General features: G+C 54.6%; 20 protein-coding genes. 8 read left to right on the top strand and 12 right to left on the bottom strand.

Going from position 1 to position 19,131, the window contains the following annotated elements; all coding sequences use genetic code 11:
• Positions 1-918: a restriction endonuclease gene (locus ACFDR9_RS02790; RefSeq protein ID WP_409029981.1), complete on the top strand. Its 918-nt coding sequence runs from the start codon at positions 1-3 to the stop codon at positions 916-918.
• Between the two features lie 453 nt (positions 919-1,371).
• Here the strand turns inward: ACFDR9_RS02790 and ACFDR9_RS02785 are convergent, their stop codons facing one another.
• The 3 genes from ACFDR9_RS02785 to ACFDR9_RS02775 all read right to left on the bottom strand — a co-directional run bounded on the left by ACFDR9_RS02785 (position 1,372) and on the right by ACFDR9_RS02775 (position 3,529).
• The gene (locus ACFDR9_RS02785) at positions 1,372-2,613 is read right to left on the bottom strand and encodes a hypothetical protein (protein WP_409029980.1); all 1,242 of its coding nucleotides are present in this window, start codon (positions 2,611-2,613) and stop codon (positions 1,372-1,374) included.
• A 141-nt stretch (positions 2,614-2,754) separates the two neighbouring features.
• Positions 2,755-3,117: a hypothetical protein gene (locus ACFDR9_RS02780; protein ID WP_409029979.1), complete on the bottom strand. Its 363-nt coding sequence runs from the start codon at positions 3,115-3,117 to the stop codon at positions 2,755-2,757.
• Between the two features lie 52 nt (positions 3,118-3,169).
• On the bottom strand, positions 3,170-3,529 hold the full coding sequence (locus ACFDR9_RS02775; protein WP_409030008.1) for an integration host factor subunit alpha: 360 nt from the start codon (positions 3,527-3,529) through the stop codon (positions 3,170-3,172).
• A gap of 740 nt (positions 3,530-4,269) precedes the next feature.
• Between ACFDR9_RS02775 and ACFDR9_RS02770 the strand changes: the two genes are divergently transcribed.
• Positions 4,270-4,395 carry a hypothetical protein gene (locus ACFDR9_RS02770; protein WP_409029978.1) on the top strand — a complete coding sequence of 42 codons (126 nt, stop codon included), beginning with the start codon at positions 4,270-4,272 and terminating at the stop codon, positions 4,393-4,395.
• Between the two features lie 181 nt (positions 4,396-4,576).
• Here the strand turns inward: ACFDR9_RS02770 and ACFDR9_RS02765 are convergent, their stop codons facing one another.
• Complete coding sequence (locus ACFDR9_RS02765) at positions 4,577-5,263, bottom strand: hypothetical protein (protein WP_409029977.1); 687 nt, start codon at positions 5,261-5,263, stop codon at positions 4,577-4,579.
• A gap of 438 nt (positions 5,264-5,701) precedes the next feature.
• Between ACFDR9_RS02765 and ACFDR9_RS02760 the strand changes: the two genes are divergently transcribed.
• From ACFDR9_RS02760 to ACFDR9_RS02750, 3 genes are all read left to right on the top strand, one after another.
• A complete protein-coding gene (locus ACFDR9_RS02760; RefSeq protein ID WP_409029976.1) occupies positions 5,702-7,483 on the top strand; it encodes a nucleoside triphosphate hydrolase in 1,782 nt (593 codons plus the stop codon).
• 271 nt (positions 7,484-7,754) lie between these two features.
• The gene (locus tag ACFDR9_RS02755) at positions 7,755-8,282 is read left to right on the top strand and encodes a hypothetical protein (RefSeq protein WP_409029975.1); all 528 of its coding nucleotides are present in this window, start codon (positions 7,755-7,757) and stop codon (positions 8,280-8,282) included.
• 214 nt (positions 8,283-8,496) lie between these two features.
• On the top strand, positions 8,497-8,835 hold the full coding sequence (locus ACFDR9_RS02750) for a hypothetical protein (RefSeq protein WP_409029974.1): 339 nt from the start codon (positions 8,497-8,499) through the stop codon (positions 8,833-8,835).
• A 66-nt stretch (positions 8,836-8,901) separates the two neighbouring features.
• On the opposite strand, the gene ACFDR9_RS02745 is transcribed toward ACFDR9_RS02750, so the two are convergent.
• The 4 genes from ACFDR9_RS02745 to ACFDR9_RS02730 form a co-directional block, all read right to left on the bottom strand.
• Positions 8,902-9,687 carry a hypothetical protein gene (locus ACFDR9_RS02745; protein ID WP_409029973.1) on the bottom strand — a complete coding sequence of 262 codons (786 nt, stop codon included), beginning with the start codon at positions 9,685-9,687 and terminating at the stop codon, positions 8,902-8,904.
• A gap of 526 nt (positions 9,688-10,213) precedes the next feature.
• On the bottom strand, positions 10,214-10,762 hold the full coding sequence (locus ACFDR9_RS02740; RefSeq protein WP_409029972.1) for an HAD domain-containing protein: 549 nt from the start codon (positions 10,760-10,762) through the stop codon (positions 10,214-10,216).
• Positions 10,763-11,270: 508 nt separating this feature from the next.
• A complete protein-coding gene (locus ACFDR9_RS02735) occupies positions 11,271-12,254 on the bottom strand; it encodes a hypothetical protein (protein WP_409029971.1) in 984 nt (327 codons plus the stop codon).
• Positions 12,255-12,486: 232 nt separating this feature from the next.
• Positions 12,487-12,924, bottom strand: coding sequence for a hypothetical protein (locus ACFDR9_RS02730; protein WP_409029970.1), 438 nt, complete (start codon positions 12,922-12,924; stop codon positions 12,487-12,489).
• Positions 12,925-13,106: 182 nt separating this feature from the next.
• Between ACFDR9_RS02730 and ACFDR9_RS02725 the strand changes: the two genes are divergently transcribed.
• Positions 13,107-13,343 (top strand): helix-turn-helix domain-containing protein, encoded by a 237-nt coding sequence (locus ACFDR9_RS02725; RefSeq protein WP_409029969.1) that lies wholly within the window; start codon positions 13,107-13,109, stop codon positions 13,341-13,343.
• Between the two features lie 448 nt (positions 13,344-13,791).
• Positions 13,792-14,109 (top strand): hypothetical protein, encoded by a 318-nt coding sequence (locus tag ACFDR9_RS02720; RefSeq protein WP_409029968.1) that lies wholly within the window; start codon positions 13,792-13,794, stop codon positions 14,107-14,109.
• Between the two features lie 201 nt (positions 14,110-14,310).
• On the opposite strand, the gene ACFDR9_RS02715 is transcribed toward ACFDR9_RS02720, so the two are convergent.
• The 4 genes from ACFDR9_RS02715 to ACFDR9_RS02700 all read right to left on the bottom strand — a co-directional run bounded on the left by ACFDR9_RS02715 (position 14,311) and on the right by ACFDR9_RS02700 (position 17,608).
• Entirely contained in the window at positions 14,311-14,661 is a 351-nt protein-coding gene (locus ACFDR9_RS02715; protein ID WP_409029967.1) for a hypothetical protein, read from the bottom strand.
• Positions 14,662-15,143: 482 nt separating this feature from the next.
• Complete coding sequence (locus ACFDR9_RS02710; RefSeq protein WP_409029966.1) at positions 15,144-15,509, bottom strand: hypothetical protein; 366 nt, start codon at positions 15,507-15,509, stop codon at positions 15,144-15,146.
• Positions 15,502-16,185 (bottom strand): ParA family partition ATPase, encoded by a 684-nt coding sequence (gene parA, locus ACFDR9_RS02705; protein ID WP_409029965.1) that lies wholly within the window; start codon positions 16,183-16,185, stop codon positions 15,502-15,504. Before parA ends, ACFDR9_RS02710 begins: the two co-directional genes overlap by 8 nt.
• 649 nt (positions 16,186-16,834) lie before the next feature.
• Positions 16,835-17,608, bottom strand: a complete 774-nt coding sequence (locus ACFDR9_RS02700) for a hypothetical protein (protein ID WP_409029964.1) — start codon at positions 17,606-17,608, stop codon at positions 16,835-16,837.
• Positions 17,609-18,375: 767 nt separating this feature from the next.
• Here ACFDR9_RS02700 and ACFDR9_RS02695 point away from each other — a divergent pair.
• Entirely contained in the window at positions 18,376-19,131 is a 756-nt protein-coding gene (locus ACFDR9_RS02695) for a type IV toxin-antitoxin system AbiEi family antitoxin domain-containing protein (protein ID WP_409029963.1), read from the top strand.

Below are 19,131 nucleotides of genomic sequence, written 5' to 3'. Positions count from 1 at the left end.
TTGGACATACCTGACTTTCAGACTCTGATGCTGCCAGTCTTGCGCAGTGCTGCCAAGGACGAGGTGAAGATTTCCGATGTCGTAGAGCAGTTGGCCACCGAATTCAAATTATCACTTGAAGAACGTGCTCAATTCCTGCCATCAGGAAGACAAACGACGTTTGCTAACCGAGTTCACTGGGCGAAGAGCTATCTGGGCAAGGCCGGTTTGGTCGAATTGACCAGGCGGGCACATTTTCGCATTACCGACCGGGGCCGTGAGGTGTTGGCTGCTCCGCCTGAACGCATTGATATCAAATTCCTGAACCAATTCCCTGGCTTCCAGAAGTTTAGGGATGCTGAAGAAGAGGAGGGCGACGCAGCTTCCCCTCATGTAAGCGACAACGCGACCACGTTGACGCCTGACGAGGTGATGCGCAGTGCCCACCGCCAATTGGAAGTTGCCTTGGCAGACGAAATGCTTCAACGTATCCGGTCAGGAACGCCGGCCTTCTTTGAGAGCCTCATAGTGCGTCTACTGGTTCGTATGGGTTATGGTGGCGGCTCGGTCACGGATGTCGCCAAGGCGCTCGTAGGCGGACCTGGCGACGGAGGCGTTGATGGCGTTATTGACCAAGACCCGCTCGGCCTCGACCGCATTTATGTTCAGGCCAAGCGCTATGCGGCAGGTAACACCGTCGGCGCCGGTGATATCCGCGACTTCTTCGGCAGTCTCGACCGCTTCAAGGCCACGAAGGGATTGTTCGTTACGGCATCGACGTTCACATCATCCGCGCGCCAAACGGCCGAGCAATTGAGCAAGCGAATTGTCCTCATGGACGGAGACCAGCTCACCAGGCTGATGATTTTTCATGGCGTTGGTTGCGTTATCGAGGAAACGCTACACGTGAAAAAAGTTGACGAGGAATTTTTTGAGTAGGTGGTAGTTCCAAGTTTTGGAGTAATTCTCAAATAGGATTGAATATGCACATCACAGGGGCCTCAATCTGAAACTCTGCACTCCAACCCGAACCTGCGGAGTCGATTTGGAATTTTCGAAAAGGAAAGGTATGAATTGCAGTTGCAATGGAACAAATCCATCTTGCTTTAAATGCGCAGGCACAGGGCAGGTTTCCGCTCCAAAGAAGAAAAAATCGAAGGCTGTACTTGATTGGAGCAAGTTGCCTGCTGTCGTTCCAAGTGCCTTGATTTGCTCGCGTTGCAATGAACCCTATACCTGCGGAGTAAATCAGAAAATTGGTCAACCGATTTGCATGAAATGTTTTTACGCGTAGCTACGGCACGGTGGTAATTGCCGCGTCGTGCATAGTCAACTTGATGGTTTACCCTTCCGGCTGCTCGACTTCACCGCAGTATCCAAAGCAATTTGCACTTAATAGTCGGATTTTTCATCGAGTTGCCTCCCCAACACCTGCCCAACAAACTCGCTCCCTACGCGGCCACCCGCAACCATCGCACGTACATCCGCTTTGACAGCATTTTTTTCCACTCCCGCAGCACCGGCCGCCGCCAACACGGCCGCATACGCGTCCAGCACGTCGATGCCTGTAATTTCGTAACCCCACCCATTGGCAATACCGCGGAGCGCGGTCATGCCCGCTGCCAGCGCAAAGTCCGGTCGCTCAACCGCGAAGTCCCGGGCCGCGCGTATGAGCGTCCGCGGGTCTGACGGGCTCCGATTCGCCAACTCGATGGCCAGCTCGAAGAGGCCAGCATCTTTGGCTGCCGCAAACCACTTGCCCTCACTCCCTGGCTGACTTGCAACCAGGTCGCGCAAAATTCTCTCGCGCGGCACGTGCGGATACTTCTTCACAATGGCCTTGAACGTCGCTAGGTTGGTCGTCGCGTAAGTCGCCGCAACGGCATATTTTGCATAGGCTTCATCTGCAAACCCCGACTCCAATAAGACGCCCTCGCAAAACGCCGCAATGGCCGTCAGCGGCGCATTCAACCCTTTCGAGTCATCAGCGTACTGAATTGCCTCTGCGCCCTTGCCAGCGGCGGCCAGCGCCTTGGCGCCCCACACTCTGTTATGCCAGGACTTGTGCCGATATTCAGATTTTGCAATCAATTCAAGCAGTTTTTGGTGGCGGCCAGCTGCATACATCGCGCTCAGGCACGGGGTCGTACTCCGGGAGTAGCCATATTCTCCAGTGCGTGCGCAGTGGTCCCACATCGTCGTCACCATCGGCGACAAATCATCGGCCCATTTAGCGGCAATCTCCGGCGTTGCGCATAGCTCGCCCCAAAACTCTTCCAAGTACTCGAGGTAGGGCATGGCATCTTCTTGGAGTGCGTCAAATAGTCGGTCCAGCCATTTTTCGCGCACGACGCGGCTGACTTCGGCCTTCACAATGATAGGCACGAGCGACTCGATGGCGCGGTTCACGGCCGAACCTATGCCGCCAGAGCTGCTGTCAACCTGCTCAATAGCCGGCGCCAGCTTCTCCAGGAACAGCACGGCACCCTCGGCGGCCAGGATGGGCTCCTTCTTGGCGACAGCTTTGATTTCAGTAAGGGCCTCTCTGATGCGCGCTATGGGAGTGGCGGACTTCCATCCAAATGCGTTGCGACGGAAGCGCGAAGCGAACTGCCATTTATATGCTGTAGCCATTGTTTGGAACTTGCCCTTGATATTGTCTTGTTTGTGGTGGCCGGAGGCCGGTCTACCGGGGTCTCGTACTGCTGCATTTTTGCCGAGGTTAGGCAGTTAATCGTGTAAACGATTTAATTTGTTTGTTGCGCCTTGGCCGACCTACGTTCGGGCGGTCAATAGCTCCACGATGTCCTTGACTACTTTCTCCAGGCTCTTGTTGCCGAGCGACGTGGTCGGATACTCTGGCCGTCCGGGTCCCTTCGAGCCGTTATAGAGCTCGATGATAGCCGCTTTGGTCCACCGCTTCTTGCTGCTGAGCGGAGAGAATGCCAGGTGCCCTGGCGACAGCGAGAACCCTTCGCCGGTCGCGTCGATAGCGTGGCGTGGTGCCATGTCCGAAAACTCAAAGGCCGTGAGGCGTCTTTCGCAAGTGACCCAACTCTTGGCGCCAATTAGTCCAGCACCAGTGTCAACGATGATGGGGAGGCGCGGCTTACGGAACAAAAAATTCAGTGCGGTCATGGGTCATTTTCTTGGGGCTGGAATTCGGGAGGCTTGGGGGAAGGCAGTCGCATCAGCCATGGGGATTTTCGTCGACTTGTCCTTTCAATGGAAAGGTGTCGACCAAATTCTTGAGCTTCTGGCTGGCTTGAAAAGTGACCACGCGCTTCGCGGGTATCTGAACCTCGGCGCCGGTCTTCGGATTGCGACCTGGGCGGGAGACTTTGTCGCGCAGCTGAAAATTCCCGAATCCAGTTAGTTTGACCGATTCGCCGCGCTCGAGCGCCGAACTGATTTCATCGAAGAAGGCGTCGACTATGTCTTTAGCTTCGCGCTTGTTCAGGCCTACGTGCTCGAATAGGAGCTCGGAAAGTTCAGCCTTTGCTAGTGACGAGGAGGTCGTGTCGGGGACAGCACCTGCCTGGCCATACATTGTCGACCGGGGCGCCCGCTCTGGCACTCTGGGCTGGCCAAATAAACCGTTGGTGTTGGTCGCCGCGTAGGAATAGTCGACGGGGCCGTCAAATTCTTCTAATCGCTCAGATGGTGCCACGTCGCGCTGCAGGTTTAGTTTCAAGATACTGCCATCTCATGGCTCGTCCGTGCGAACCCTTGCCAATGTGGCGGCAGGTGGCGAGTCGCGGGCGGGCGAGGTCAATGAGTATCTGACAAGGCAGGGCGGAATGCAAGCCCTACCAGCGTTTGGAGCTTGGGTCGTTTGGAGGCAGCCCGTCCCTAGCCTGTAGCGACCAAGATGCGTCTCGCCTGAGAAGAATATCAGTAACCCTCCGCCAAATATAAACACGGTTCGCTTAACCAGGAAGCGGCAGATGCGAACGTGCGTCGACCGCCTTCCAATCTAATCAAATTCAATCTGGTGCTATCGCATGACGTCACATTCTATTGTTATCAAACCCATGGACTCGCGTTGCCGCCACTGGGCAAAAAATTCTTCGCGCGGGGCAAGCACTGCCTCTTCCCGTCGACGTCCAGGGGGCGAACGACATTCCAGTTCCGTACGCCAATTGCGGGGACGAAGAGCTATTCCCAGGGGACGCGATTCTCGAGGGAGAGGCGAACCATCACCGACGGACCGACCGTGGTTGGACCTATTTCATCACCGTTGTTACGAACCATGGCGAGCTCCTGAGGCTTCAATCGGGATTTAGCGCAGTGAAGGCTGAACTGAAGGCCCAGGGAATGGCGCGTGAACTGCTGATGGGTTCGGGCGACATTGCCGCAATGGTGCGAATTGCCCATGGCGTGCGCGCGGGGCTAAAAATTATGGAACCGGAATAAGATATCTGATTGGTTCGTCGGAGGGCTTTGGCATGTCGGCGGAGGTCGGCTATGGGGGCAGAACACATACGTGTCCTGCCCCGTACGCTGGTCACGCCGTAACATAGTATGTGAACGTGACGCAGGGGCTCAGTGGTCCTCTGGCGGCTTGAAACACATCCTCTTGCGATTGTTTGAGCAGTTATCTTCTCATCAGGGCGATGCTTTGAGCTGCGTTTGCGACCGCACGTGCCGCGTCAATATAGAGTGACCGGTCGTGTCCCCCAAACTCCGCGATGGCCTTATCTACGGCACGCGTAAACTCTTCTGGCGACGACGCTTCAGTCTCGGCCAGGCACTCGAAATACGCAGGCAGCACTACGCGCCAATTGACCCCAACATCCAGCGAGCTGCCATCGTCCGAGAACGCTAGCACTTCGTCGTTTCCCTCGTCGATGTGGCGAAGCAACGCGAAAAACAGCTCGAAAGAATCACGTACTTCATGCGCAGAACTACCTCGTAGGCCGGGCTTCATGTCCGTTGCTGAAGCGCCAAGGCACCTTCGCAGTAGTCGGTCGAACTCCGCAACGAAAGCATCTGTGCCAGCAGATTGCTCCTGGCGGCCTCGGTTATTGATTTCAACGGCTCCGTAATAATGTCCTGCCATGGCGGCATCGAAGAACTCGCGGGCCTGGTCAAGCAGCGTTTGAGTAGGCTGAGAAGGACGGCCAGCGGTCGCCGCAAGCTCAACGAAGTCTCCAATGAGGACATGGAGTTGGTCGGCCGGTATGAGCTCTATGGCCCGTTCGGCGATGATAAGAAGACTACCGCGACTCAACGTTCGGAGCTCGGCGATGACGGCGGTGGAATCAATTAGCGGATTGGTCATGTGGTTCGTTTGCTAGTGCTCGCTGAAATGACAGCGAAACGGATATTTTGTGGGGCGACATTCGACGTTCTGGCAGCGTTGGAGAGCCGTAACCATGTAACACCGTAACACGGTAACAACAGATGAACTTTGTTTCTGTTACCGCGTTACCGGTGCCCTTGGCTTGTGCTCATCTAGCATCGAAATTTGCTGACAGGAAACAAAATTATTGCTATATTGCATTTCTAGCTTCGTGCTACTGCTCTTTAACAATTTGCCACCACTTTCGTATTCTGCACCTCGTGATGCAGGGTAAGCGCAGCGCCGCGTCGAAGAGTTAGCATGTTCATGATGGTCCTCCTTAGAGTTGTCCTACTCATTGCCGACCAGGTTTGGTCGGCACATCATCGACTAGCTTCGTCAGCTAGGTAATGGCTGACGGCTCAAAAAGGAACTCGTATGCACAATATCATTCAAGCAGTATTTGGTAAAAAAACGTCCACTTCCAGTACCGATAAGCGTCGCGCGCAAACCCTGTCAGACATGCAGTGTATTTCGAATCCTCAAGGTGGCTGGGAAGCTGCTGGGTTCGACGAGAACGGTCACTACGTGGTCCTTTCGAGGAAGACGGGGCGGCTGGTAACGCTTGGTCCAAGGTCTTTGGACGAAAATACGCTACGAGCGGTCGTGGGTAGTGATTATTGCGACCAAAATCACGGGGAGCACGATAACAAGCTTGAGAAAGAAGTCTTCGACCCAAAGTCGCTTGCCGAGGAAATCCGTCAAGCGTGCGATGGGCGGGGACGCGTAGACCTGTCGAACGTTCGGACCCCTGGCTTCTATTCTGACGGGGGAGAACTCGTCGTGCACTTCGGTAACGAGGTGTACAAGTCCACGGGTGAACCGGTCGATACGACGCCTCGAAACAAAGCGGTATATATTTCGGGGCAGAGCCTTGGACTTTCGTACAACACACCTGCCGCAACGCAGGAGGAGGTCCAGCGGCTGGAACAAGCGGTTAGCGGCTTCAATTTCAAAACTCGCTTCGGCAGCGTAGCTGTGCTGGGGTGGTTTGCAACGGCAGTTTTTGGTGCCGTTGTCGACACGCGGCCTATCTTGGCGGTGACCGCCGAGCGTGGGTCTGGCAAGACTACGCTCATCGAGCTTCTGAGCGCAATGCTTGGCCCTCAGGCCTTCCGGCGCGACGGTGTTCCTACCGTTGCACAGGTGATTTACGAGCTGGAAAACCGTTCTGCGGCCCTGCTCGTTGATGAATTTGAGGCGCAGGGGACCAAGAAGAAGCCGGTCGAAGATTTTCTCTCGCTGGTCAGGACCTCGTTCACCAAGTCCAAGGATGCGCGTCTTGCACGCGTCATTGCTGGAAAAATGAGGTTATTTAACCCGCCGGCCGGTGTTCTCGTCGCGGGGATTGCATTGCCGGTCTTTGACGACGCGTCGGATACGCGAACCGTCAGGATTCAGATGCAATCGCTGCCAGCAGGGAGTCAACGTGTAGCCAATCAGTTTTTTGACATGTCCAACCGAGACGCAGTCGAGGAATTCGGTGCCAAGATTCGGCGCATGTTGGTAGGTCGTTGGGACATCCTTGTTTCCACCCAAAAGGTGGTGCGAGGTATGCTTGTCGACTTGGGTCACGAAGCACGTGCAGCGGACTTGTTTAGTCCGCTAATTGCAGGATACGTCGCCTTAACTTCAGAGGAGTTGCTGAGCCAGGAGCGGTTAGCAGCGATTTTGGAGGAGTGTCAGCTGACTACGGTTGAAACCAAGGAAGTGCAGCGCGATGGTGACGTGTGTCTTTCAATCTTGCTCAACCGACGGGTCGTCATCTTCGACGCCGTCGGCGGCAAGCCAGTGAAATCGCACCAACGTATTCGCGATGTCATCGGGCGCATTGTTGGGTCCGATGCAGACGTCGAGACGCGCCAAGCGCTCATCCGGCAGCTTGAGAAATTCGGGCTGCGGCCATTGTGGAGAAGTGCTACTTGCGAGTGGAAGCTTGCGGTCTGCACTTCGGAAATGAACAGTGGGATGCGTCGACTGATGCAAGGGACTCCATGGTCCTCGGGCGGTTTGAAGGATGTCCTGTCGCGTGTGCCTGGGGCCGTTATGGGTCAGCAACGTGTGGATGGGATGTCGCAGAAAGTGGTGGAGCTGTGCCTCTCGGAGGACCATATTTTCCCAGATTGTGATGGGGGATATGAACTGCCTGAGGCGGCATAGCAAGGGCTGCGAGTTCCGCAGTCCCTTAGTAAAGAAGAGTAATTTTGGGCACCAAGGCTTCGGTCTTGGTGCTTTTTTCTGTTCACTCTGCGGAATGAAAAAGCGATACTTCTCATAAAAATCTCCGAGCATATCGCTTGCCATCGAAAATTAGATTCAAATAACATTAAAATAACAAATTCCAAAGGAGAAGATTTTGGCTGCAAGGAAATGCATACTCTCGGTTTTTCTAACGTTATCGTCCTATCTCCTTTTAAGTGGATGTGCGTCGTTGACTAGCGGAATTGACAATAAATACCCCTTAGATACCGCCATATTAATTGACAACAGAGCATATCAAATTAACACTGTTAGTTGCGCTCAGATTAAAGCCATAGGAAGCGATGGCGCGCTCGATTGTTATGACTCAGCAGGACAAAAAACATCTTTAGTCACCCCGATAAGTGATTGGAGGCGAAATTATATAAAAGAAAAGATGGGTATGGAGTGGGCGTCGGAAAAGCACCAAAATTTCCTATTTTATATGTTCCACGGCGGCGGGAATGAAAAGCTTATGGGGGCCGCGGTGAATTCAGCACAACAAGCTTATGGAAATTATGCTAACACTAAAAATATGATTGACTCCCTTGGAAAATCAAAAGAAATTGACCAGCAAAATGCTCAGATGAAGATAAAGGGCATGAGCGCGTATATGACCGGAGGCATGCCCGCATGGCAGGCGCACCAAATGAATGTGATTCAGTGGCGCCTTGATAACTCGCGCTATTTTTCAAATCAAATGAACAAGTCTAATCACTAACCCTTTAGGGCCCATGGCTCCACCCGTTTTCGGCATGATTGGCTCCAATTGGTGCCGCAGTGCGTGTGTTGATGGCCGCTAATATATGAACGCGATAGCTATGCCTGGTGATTGCCGACGGTGAGCAATCTGGCAGTCGCGTACGAACATATAAACGAATTGAGGTTCGCCTTAGATAACCGAGTTTGACGTGTAGGCCACATTGGAGAATTGAATGACAGAGCACTGGGATTTGACGAGAAAGAAGAATATAGCGAAGGCGGCTGGTCGATACGCTTTTGAAAGTTTGCCCGGCATTAGTTCGGTCATAGCCCTCACTAGACTGGCAGAGAGCGCCCGCAGCTTTCTAATGGACACTGTCGCGACCCCGGAGGAGCAAGTACAAGCCGCAGTTGAAATCATAAAGAAGGCGAAGGAAGCTGACGCAGAATCGGTAGAGTTTACGATGGACCAGAGTGTCGAGGTTGGGGCGAATTTTGGTTTTGAGGACCTTAAAATGTCTTTTGGCCCAAAGAGAAGTGGAAAGATGAACGTTAAGGTAAAATTTAAGTAGAGATGCTATCCGGGCCGGAACTGGTCGGGTTCGGCTGGAAAATTAACTGCGTTACATGCAAGCCCGTCAATTAATCTTCACCGGCTCCAACTCCGAAATGACGCGCAGCTGCGATGCCGCCCACTTCCCGTCGCCATACTCAATCTCCCGGCCTTTGATTTCGACTTCGCAAAGCACGAGTTCTTTTCCGGCCGTCACGCTCGCTGCGAACGTGTCGCCGCGCCACGTAGCGTCAATGGCGAGCGTATCGTCTAGGTAGTAGTAAAAGCCACCGCCGTGGTCTGGCTTGGCAGCTTCCGACCGCCAGATGCCGACCTTGTATTCAGAGTCGTCGTAGGCGCTCATAAGTCTGCCGTCGGCGGTTTTCGAAAGGACTTTGTATGCAGTCGTGACCGGTACGTGTGCCTTCTTACACGGGACGGTTGCTGTGCCGAGGTAGTGCTTCACCAGCTGGCCGAGCGCGGTAGTGTTCTTTGCGCGTTTTGCGCAGGTCGACTTCTCGACGTCCACGACGGAAGTTTTTCGACCAGCGCGCGTGACCAGGTAGTAGTCTTTGCCTCCCCGGGTGTGCCCTTTCCGAAGGTGCTTCCAGAAGGTTCTTGCCTGCACGACAAGCGACTTGACCTTGCCCCGGAATATCAGCACGTCGTAGACGTCCAAGTTCAAGCACTCAAATTCCTTCTTCCCGTAGGTGACGAACGGCGCCGACAGGTGTCCAGCGTTGACGGCGTCTTTCACGAATGCTGAAACTTGAGTCTGCAGCTCGGCCGAAAGGACAGCGTGCAGGTTGAGGGCGCCGTACTCATTGCGGGGGAGGCTACTATTGGTGGAGTCTGCGATTGCTGCGTTCATGGCCTGATTCCAAAAAAGTGAAGGAAACAGGTCTAGGGGATGGGGTTTATATTTCTCGAGATAGGGGGCCGAGCGGTTGCAAGAGAAGCGCTGCCGATGGCGACAATGGCGGGAATGTCCTTAGCGAGGTGCGCGGCGAGCGAATGTCGCGTTAGATTTTCGGCGGCGTTCCGAGCGCCGTCGGCTTCCTCGGTTGGTCAAGAGTGGTGAACGGCCCCTAATTCGTTGACAATATCAAATCCCCTGTGGACGCAAGACTAGCAGTCGCCTGGCAAAGGTCAACGGTGAGGCTCAAAACGCCGTCTCCTGGACATGCAGTGCCAAGTACGACACTCTTGATGTGAAGCGGTACGCGCTCCGCATCATGAATCAGCTCGGCGGACATTCCTGCGGTCACATACCCCTCGAGAAGCCTTCCATCCAAGACCACAACGCCAGCTGTTCTGAGTTTCGTGATGGTCATGAATTCAAATCCAAAACCCACTCTTGAGCTCCCTGAAAGAAGACCGCAGTCTTGTGCCTGCATTTAGCCCCGTGTCCATACGTCGTGTCTCGTAAGTTGGTCACGCAGGATTTTCTGTGCCGACCGCAGTTTGGGATACGTGAAACCAACCCAGGCATCACAAAGCACCGCGCGCCCTTCAAGGTTAGAGCCCGGTATGGACTGTCCGCTCAGTTGGTCGTCGAGAATAAGGTACGGTGGATGCGAGCCGAGCGCGTGTGCGTCAAGCCAGCCTTCGATTTCCGTCAGCCGGTATGAGTCTCTTGCGCGCGGCGTACGCCAATCCTGATGCAGATTATCTACGACAAATTCGAGTCCGGTGCGTCGCAGAATTTCGCAAATTTGTTCCTGGTCAAAGTGCAGCGTCCACGACGAGCTGACGACATATTCCGGAGTGAATTCATCATGCAGTGTGCGCAAATTCGTGCGGGCGGAGTAGTGGAAAATGTGGGTCCACAACTCAGGGTTGTCGTCGAGCGTGGCGTTTTTGAATGCTGCCAGCACTTGTGACGATGTGTGCACTCGATGCACGGAAAGTACATCGTCGAAGTCCAAAATGACTACTGGTCGCATAAATGGCATCCTGTTTCAATTTTTTCACGTCGCCCTGGCCCGCTGTGCCCGGCTTTTGGCATCGGGTCACAAAGCTCATTCAAGTGTGCCGAGCCGGAACCACGTCCGTATGGACTTCCGGCGTCGAAACCCGCGATTGCCAACCTTTACAGACGGCACTCTCTCGCGTATTTTGTCAACGCTGCTACGTCGTTTTCGCTGACGGTCAAACTCGCGCATCATGTATCGCAAAATTTTGCGGATGCATGCGAGCTCTTCCGCCGTTGCACGCTGCAGGGTCATTAGACACCGAGATATATCCGGGAATACAGTCAATTTTTCAGAGTGGGCCGCGCTTTCAAATTCCTGTTTAAGGCAGGTAAAGAACTGACCTGTGGCAACCCCATTGCCCTCGATTTCTTCGTTAAAAATCTCTGACATCATTGCTCCCGTGCTATCGCGGCATAACTTGAGACTGCAGAACACCGTGACGATTCATACGCTTGAAGTTCAGACGACCGCCAGCTCTTCATGTCTCGCCATTTGCAGCCGCCGGCATCGGCCAGCCCAACAGCTTCGCGGTTTCGCGAATTACCCAGCGTGCTTCGTCATCGCTACACCATCCCGCATCAATTAGGCGCACCAGGTACTGGTCGAGAATGGCGGCCTCCGGCATGTGCGCGCGCTTGCCAGCTTTGGTTTCAATGCAGCTCGTTATGAATTGGGGCACATATTGCATGCAGTGCTGCCAGCGCTCATGAAGTTCGGGTGGAGTGCAGCCTGGGCTGTAGTAGCGGCCTTCGTATTCGACTCCGAGGAACTTTGGCTGCGCGCCAGGCACTACGCCCAGATGGCGCGGACGGGGGAAGTCGTCTGGTACTTGGAAGTCATTAAGTTGCGCTCTGTCGTCAAGAAATGTCGCCGACGGTATGGCGCGCTTGACGTCAGCAATCGCTGATTCACGGGCATCCCTGAGCGACTCCGCTTCTCTCGTAAACTCAAGTGCGATGCACCCCGGCTCCCCGATGCCGACCAAGGAGTCTGTGCAGCCGCCGACTCCAAGTCGTTCTAAGAGCTCGACGAAGTTCGTGTCGTCACTGGACATCAGGTACTTCAGAGTGAATTCGTATTCGCTCATGCGCGGCGCAATTACTGCTTGCTGCAGCCCCATTTCGGCATCGGTCAGAGCGCCGACACGGTGCAACGCTTCAGCAGAGTCGAGCAACGAAGACCGTTTTAGCGTATTCGGCGCAATCACAGCATGCAGCGTGCAGCCATCCGGCGCGTCGCCAGGCACGGCCGGCACGAAGTCACCAGCCGTGGCGCCACATTTGTAGCAGCGTTTGTAGCCCTCAAGGTATGCAGTTGGCCCGCGCATCGTGACGTGGTCTATCTTGCCCGCAACTACGTAGAACGCCTCTGCCTGCCGAACTTGCACTTCAGCGTCTTCGAGCGAGATGGCGACGTGCACCCAGCCGCAACTAGGGCACTTGAACTCACCTAAATTATTCATCGGAACCTCGTTGTTGATGGCGTACCGGCAGGGACATCGGCATCGTTGGTCGTATGAACTCACACCTTAGCGGTCGCGACGGCTCCTGTAAATGCCATGATATTGCCTTTTTGCTGCGGGAAAGTGGAGTCAAGGACGCTCCTTTATGTCCACGGCAAGCGTAAGTGGTAACGCGGGGCGGACCTTTCCAAACTACAAGGCGCTGAGGCGCAGTCCTCGCACTCAGGCCAGTTTAAGTTGGCCCCGGGTGACCAGCTGTAGCATGGCTTGGGTCAACTTGCTTGTCTGTCGACACCAGGCCACCGCCTTCCGAAAAGTGGTCGCGGAAAATGTCCTTTAGCGCGACGGGGTCGATATCGTAACCAATTATCTTGGAGACCAACGCGTTGCGAACAATGCCGTCAAGTTCATGCACCAATTCGTTCAACAACGAGTCTCTATTCTCGCGAAATTGATTAAGACGGTCGGAAGCATGCGCTATGAGCAGCCCTTCGATGAGAGATTTCAACAATTCAACAAGCTGGTTATTGTCTTCAATGGAAAGGACTTTATCCTCGTGCTTTGCTATTTCGCGACACCACGAAATTAGGGATTCGATTGGCCAGCAATTAGGCATCAGGTTCTTGCCAGTGCGGCCGTGTAGCTCTGCTTTCAGTGATGAGAGGGACATTTGAACCTTCTAAATTTGCTTGCGATGCTGGCCCGCCGCGGCGCCCGTCCGGCCTTGCTATCCAACCTACATCGCTGATTTGTTCTAAAAGTGAAACCTCGGGAATTTACAGCCTGTCGCAGACAGAAAACTAACTATAGTTAATAGACTAACATAGAATTTGCCGCCAAGCTACCGCCGCTATGAGCAGTCAAAATAAGCTAACGCGCGCTCGCGAGCGCATCGCATACAATCTTCGCGCCCTGCGACTGAAGAGTGGCCTTCCACAGGACACCTTGTCGGCAATTGCAGGGATTTCGCAGACTTTTTTTTCGCAAGTCGAGACGGGAAAGAGGAATATTTCAGTCGATACTCTCGAGCGCATCGCAGACGCCATGGGCGTAGACGTCATCGACCTCTTGCAGCCGTTGCCGGTATGACGGTCATACTGGGCAGACTGCTCAACGTCGTCTTGAATGCCCATCGCATCGTCGACCCGCTGCTTTGAGCTAGGTATTTCTTGCAGTTGTGAATAGAGATTTTTGATGCCAATTCTCGCCCGACTCTCCGCATGGTGGAAGGCCCGCAGGCGGAAGCCGCTGGACCAGCTGCTTTCTGTGCAGTTCGATGACGAAGAGGTGCGCGTTGTCGCCCATGGCAGATGGACGCGACATGGAACCGGTCCTTCCGAAGGGAGGATAGCAGCTTCGAAGAAAGACTCTACTGCGCTAAGAATGCGCCCTACCTGGCTCATACTTACGGCTGCATGCGCTGGACTTATGTCGACCCTGTTCGAACAACCAGACCATTCGGGTGGTCGCAGCAGGGAAGTTGCCCGAGTAAATTATAAATGTATGATGTGGCCTTTGCTCTCGAAACGAGGTGTGTATGTTTGCTAATCATGATGTCCGATTTGACGAGATTGACCCTGACTACGCAGGACTCTCCGCTGCGGAGCGCAAGGAAAAGCTAACGCGAGAAATCGGCACAATGATGGAGATGGATGTGCAGTTTGAGACACCAGCACAACTCTTGGCTCTTCTCGATGAAGGAATTGCTATTGTCGCCAGGCGTACGGCGAACCCGTCCCCGATGGACATGGTGTTAGGCGACACCTTCACGGTCGTGTTTGCTCAGTATCGGGCGGCGTTGGTGAAACAAGTGCCAGAGCTGGCCGACCGGGCACCGTCAAGAAGTCTGAACTAGCTTAACGCCCCGGGGACTTCAAAGGCTGACGGCGCAGTACCTGCCGCATGGCTAGATGAAGTCTAGCGCTAGTATTTGCCGACTCCAGGCACACCAGCTTCACCAAGTGAACCGAGGCCGCCTGAGTTCCCGCCGCTATTTCTTCTCGGTCGACAAACTGGCCAGCCTTCTACACTACAACTGACACAGTCGTGCTTTTGCCTACTGCGTCGCTGACCACCACAGCAGGCGCGCCTGCGAGCGGTAGCAGGAATTGAATACAGGTTGCTCGGCAAGCGCACGCATAATGCTCGTGTGCGCTCGCGGTGAAGCTGATGACAACTGAGGGTGCTTCAGAACGAGCTCGACCGCGTGTGGCTTGTCCGGGTAGGTGCGCAGCGCCGCCGGCAGTAGCCCCGTGAAGTCTACGAACTCGCGACGGTTGACCAGCGAAGTCTGGAACTCGGGCGGAAACTCCGCAGGCGCTAACTGCTTCAGCAGGCCAGCTATACCTCGGGTTAGCCAAGCCTGCTGGAATGCCATCAAGTCGACTTCTTGGGACGGGGCGGTCATGTGCTCGTCGCGAACTCGCCGTCCCAGCGACGGTCATCAGCCCGGCGCTGTGCCTCAGCCACGGGCACAGCATTTCGTAATGCAGCTCGTCGGCGATATGGTGGCGAAAGTGCAGGTTCGTCGTGCTGCACCGGCTTAGGGTAGGACTTGCAGCACCTCGGCAAATATGGGAATCTCAACTGGAGCAGGGTCGCGGTCTTGCCAGTTCGGTCAGGGACTTCCGGGTAGAGGCGGTCGCCGGTGAACGAGAGCAGCACACCGGCTCATGTTCGCATTGGCATATCCGCATACGCGCACATCGGCGCACTGTGAGACAGTAGTCCCATGGCACGGCCATACCTTAACAGCAGACGCCGCCAACCTTTTTGGCGTGCGGTGGTTTGGTCATGTAACCTCTTCGCGGAAGCCTTAAAATCCACGGAAAAATGCCACGGCGACGACCTGAGTCGCGACCGTGGCATCAAGAATAATTGAATCAATCCTCAGGACCTTTTTCCTGGTCTCAGTCGCTCGAGCTTGTCGATGGCTGAAGATACCTCTTCACCGCTGAAGCCGCGGATTGCATGGAGTCCGATGCGGCAGATATCGCTAGCCGTAGGTATTGGACCATGTGCTGAGGCCGCCCTGCGGAGCAGTTCGACCACCGCGTAGTCGCCCTCGGACATCGAGAACGTGTGGCGTACGACCAACGTTCTTGAGACCTTCGGTTGCGCTACCTGGTGCTGCCTCTCCGCCGCAGCATCCAAGTTTGAAATCACAGAGTCAGCTTTCTCGAATCGGTCTTTGTCGGCACTATCTTGTGCCCTGATGCTGGCGCCAAGGCCCGGCTTGAAGTCCTTCTTAGTCATGGTGACCTCCGAGTATCGCCAGAACCTCGTCGACGAGAGCGCTCACTTCGTTTGCCGCCGCGCGCGCATCTCTGCCCAGGGCAGCGACGGTTGTGCCGGCTAGAATGGCCTCCTGGTACGCCGTCCGATGTGCCATGCGTGACCTCAGAAGTGGAACGTCAAAGGTCGCGAGTTCGTCCAGTACTGCGCGGGACAAGGAAGTTCGCTGAATTTTGGTCGCCAAGAGCACTGCCTTCAATCCCGGATTGATGACCTGGATGCGCTCAATGAGCGCCAACGTGGCTCGGCATGACCAGAGGTCGGCGGGCGCCGGAGGAACTGGAACAATAACCAAGTCCGCGATGAGCAGAGCGGAATGCGACGTTATGGCGTCGACCGACGGCGGACAGTCAATCACGATGAAGTCATAATTTTCGAGTTGCCGTTGGATTTCGCGGTGCATTTTGCCGGCGTATGAAGCCATGCCGATGACTGTGGCCGGGAAAGGCTTGCTGTCGGGCGCTGTACGTGCCCACGCAACTGCCGTTTCCTGGGCATCCGCATCGACAACCAGGACTCTGTTCCCATGTTTTCCCAGGCTTTTTTGGCTTCCGAGCTCGCCCGCTAGGCTCATCGAGACGCATGTTTTCGAGCTGCCTCCCTTTTGATTCGAGACGGCGATAATCTTTGCTGTCAAAATTTACTCCCTTCAAATTGTTGTCCGATGATGGTCATGACCTCTTTTGGAGAGACCACGACCGATTTGCCCTTGTGACGTGTGTAGCGACCGGCCTTGCGGGTGCTGCTTTGAATGCGGCCAGCGTTTACATGTGCACACGTGCATACGGAATGAAGGTATTGAGGTTTATATTTTCCGGACACGGACGGGAGAGCCGTCGCCTTGTTGGGGCCGCGGTGAGACACCAGCCGCGTGAAGGGGAGGCGGCGTGAAGCTGGGAATGTTGACAGTGGGCCGGCCATGAAAGAGCCCCCCAGGCGGGAGGCTCATGAATCAAACTCGGGCCGCGAACTGCGCCCTCAGGTGCTGCAACTGCTGTCCGAGCAACAGCCAGTGCGTCGATTCCGGACAGCCCCGCAAGACGGCCGTGTCAACTGGCGTCCGCACTCGAGAACACTGGACAGTTGCCTCCAGGTGCAAGAATCGGCCTGAAGGCCGCTCGACGTGCCGCTCGACGTCTGAGCACAGTCCGCCAGCGCGCTGGAGTGCCAGTATTTCGGCGGTGACGGTTAAGGCTGCTGCTTGTGTTTCTGTATCCAAAAGAGTTCTCCTCGGTGGCCTATGGTGTCTTGTATAGGCCCCGGGAGTTCGGACGGTGAGAAAAGCCCTACTTTGCAGGGGAAGGAAACGGCCAAAAGATTGGCTGGATTAGCGCCGATTTATTCGCCGGCGAAGCTTTGGTATTGGACTGCTGGGCAGTCGTCTTTGCGAGCAGTTTCAGGATTGCGGCATTTCGTGCCTTGGTCGCTGCGGATGCTTGCTTGGTGCTTTGTGCCGGGGTCAGTGCGACGCGCTTGATGACAGTACGGCGCTGGTTCATTGACACGACCATGCCCCGGGTGAGAGCCAATTCCGCTGTGGCTTCGAGCTGCATCTTCGCAATCGCCAGTTTTTCTGTTACCAAGGAGTGCTTTTCGTTTTGCAGTTTGACCTCACTTTTTGTCAACTTAACTCCCGCAACGTCAGCGATTTTTGCGTCCAACTGGCGAAGGACTTGAACATCATATAAGAGGCATTCAAGTTCGAGAGCGATGTCATTGTCGGTTCTATCGTTGCTGCAGACCGGAGTGCTCTCGAATTCTTCAGCAAGCTTTTGGAACTGGATGACCTCCCGCATAAAGCCGCGGTCCAGTTGCCTAGCAATCTGATGGCAGCGGCGGCGCTCTGCATTTGTCGCGCCGACGTCATCGAAACGGAGATAGTTCATGTCGCTGTCGGCGACACGCTGCGCAAAGCTGGCTAACATCTTCGTTATGAGGAATGCGCGGCGACGATTTTCGCTGGACGCAACCGTTTCGACGTCAGGGCTTGCATCGGCTCCGTATTTATTGATGAGAGTCAGCATCTGATTCATGGTGTCGATGGCTTGCTTGTTAATCATTTTCTAGTTCCTTGTAGTTGGGGGCACGGAGGCAGATTTGTCTCAACGCGCTGATTTGGAAATGCAAAGCGCCCCGATGGGGCGCTAGTAAATCTAAGACTGGACGTGCAGCCCTGGCCAAAGGAATCTGGCTAGGGTCGGTGCGTTTGGTAGGGAAGGGTGTTTGTGCGCTGAGGGGGCGCACCTTGATTTCAGGTCAGCGGGAGTTTTTGCTCCGGGCTATGGACCGGTCTCGCCAGATTTTGAAAGAACCGAATAATTGAGCAGCAGGGCTCAGCCAACGCCGCGTTGTGGGCGCTGTTATACGGTTTCTCAAACAGGGAGTGAGATGAACTATGCCACAACAAATTCCATGTGGCAACATATTTTCTGAAATTTGCGGAATGCTTTGGATGTATGTTCTGTGCGTGACAACGGGGGGTGCTCGAAGATGCTCTTGTTGCGCTCGTCGGCCGAACGTCGCCCGCGGGACTTTTTCGGCTATGGGCAGTTGGTATACGGTTGGTGCTACCTCATATTGCCTGAGGATGCCCGGTGCTATTACCAGCCCTAGGATGTTGCCCTTTGGCGCGTGGTCCGTTGCCGCTGAGCCAAAGGTGGAAGCAAATGCTCAGTACATTCTCATGCCAGGATGAAAGATTGGAGGCCGAAGTGACTGAATGGCTTGATGTTTGCATTTTGTCGTAAGATTCATCCATGGGGTGAATTCTGAAGCAAAAATCAAACATTCAAATTTTTATGTTTGCTTTATGTTGTAAAATTTAACCATGAGGCCAAATTCTCGACATTCGTTACTCAAACTGCTCCTTCAAGGGTTGCATCACGGGCAACCCTTTGGATTGTCCGAGCTAGCGGAATATGGGATATCTCCAGCCCTGGCCGCCAAGTATGCGAAGAACGGCTGGCTGGAGCGCTTGGAGCAGGGGACCTACGCATATCCCAACGACACCTTACAGCTCGACGACTGTCTGTTGTACTTACAGAAGCGCAGCCCCGGTCTGCACGTTGGTGGAAAGACCGCACTTTCATGGCAAGGAATACGTCATAACGTTAGTTCTCGTTCAAGAATCCAGTTGTGGGGAACCCAACGTCTCACGCTGCCAGATTGGTTCACTTCGCGTTTCCCAGCGCGTTACCACCAACGCGCATTGTTTGACGTAGACTTGCTCAGGCCGCTTCTCGACGATGATGGATATGCACTGGTTTCGGACCATGCTGCCGGTCTGTACGTTTCGACCCGCGAACGCGCGCTGCTGGAAGTCTTGAACGAAGTCGGTGTCACGCAGGACTTGGAGGAAGCGACACACTTATTCGAGTCCTTTTCCAGCATGCGCCTGGAAGTGGTCGGCGCACTGTTGGCGGCATGCACTCGCATAAAAACTGTTCGCTTGTTTCTGCAGTTTGCGCAACAAACAAACGCCATTGATGTCGTTTCCCTGCGCGAACGATTTAGCCTGAATCTTGGAAGCAACACGCGATGGACGCGCCGTCTTCAGGACGGCACTCGCCTTACAATAAAGTAA

This window comes from Janthinobacterium sp. CG_23.3, assembly GCF_046115965.1.
Lineage (GTDB): Bacteria > Pseudomonadota > Gammaproteobacteria > Burkholderiales > Burkholderiaceae_D > Janthinobacterium.
Note: the sequence above shows the minus strand (reverse complement) of the source record. Positions and strands in the feature narration are given on the sequence as shown.

Bases quoted from the DNA above. Each gene is read 5' to 3' on its own strand.
- ACFDR9_RS02785 (WP_409029980.1), bottom strand. From the start codon at position 2,613: ATGGCTACAGCATATAAATGGCAGTTCGCTTCGCGCTTCCGTCGCAAC.
- ACFDR9_RS02780 (WP_409029979.1), bottom strand. From the start codon at position 3,117: ATGACCGCACTGAATTTTTTGTTCCGTAAGCCGCGCCTCCCCATCATC.
- ACFDR9_RS02775 (WP_409030008.1), bottom strand. From the start codon at position 3,529: ATGTATGGCCAGGCAGGTGCTGTCCCCGACACGACCTCCTCGTCACTA.
- ACFDR9_RS02765 (WP_409029977.1), bottom strand. From the start codon at position 5,263: ATGACCAATCCGCTAATTGATTCCACCGCCGTCATCGCCGAGCTCCGA.
- ACFDR9_RS02760 (WP_409029976.1), top strand. From the start codon at position 5,702: ATGCACAATATCATTCAAGCAGTATTTGGTAAAAAAACGTCCACTTCC.
- ACFDR9_RS02750 (WP_409029974.1), top strand. From the start codon at position 8,497: ATGACAGAGCACTGGGATTTGACGAGAAAGAAGAATATAGCGAAGGCG.
- ACFDR9_RS02745 (WP_409029973.1), bottom strand. From the start codon at position 9,687: ATGAACGCAGCAATCGCAGACTCCACCAATAGTAGCCTCCCCCGCAAT.
- ACFDR9_RS02740 (WP_409029972.1), bottom strand. From the start codon at position 10,762: ATGCGACCAGTAGTCATTTTGGACTTCGACGATGTACTTTCCGTGCAT.
- ACFDR9_RS02735 (WP_409029971.1), bottom strand. From the start codon at position 12,254: ATGAATAATTTAGGTGAGTTCAAGTGCCCTAGTTGCGGCTGGGTGCAC.
- ACFDR9_RS02730 (WP_409029970.1), bottom strand. From the start codon at position 12,924: ATGTCCCTCTCATCACTGAAAGCAGAGCTACACGGCCGCACTGGCAAG.
- ACFDR9_RS02725 (WP_409029969.1), top strand. From the start codon at position 13,107: ATGAGCAGTCAAAATAAGCTAACGCGCGCTCGCGAGCGCATCGCATAC.
- ACFDR9_RS02720 (WP_409029968.1), top strand. From the start codon at position 13,792: ATGTTTGCTAATCATGATGTCCGATTTGACGAGATTGACCCTGACTAC.
- ACFDR9_RS02715 (WP_409029967.1), bottom strand. From the start codon at position 14,661: ATGACCGCCCCGTCCCAAGAAGTCGACTTGATGGCATTCCAGCAGGCT.
- ACFDR9_RS02710 (WP_409029966.1), bottom strand. From the start codon at position 15,509: ATGACTAAGAAGGACTTCAAGCCGGGCCTTGGCGCCAGCATCAGGGCA.
- ACFDR9_RS02700 (WP_409029964.1), bottom strand. From the start codon at position 17,608: ATGATTAACAAGCAAGCCATCGACACCATGAATCAGATGCTGACTCTC.
- ACFDR9_RS02695 (WP_409029963.1), top strand. From the start codon at position 18,376: ATGAGGCCAAATTCTCGACATTCGTTACTCAAACTGCTCCTTCAAGGG.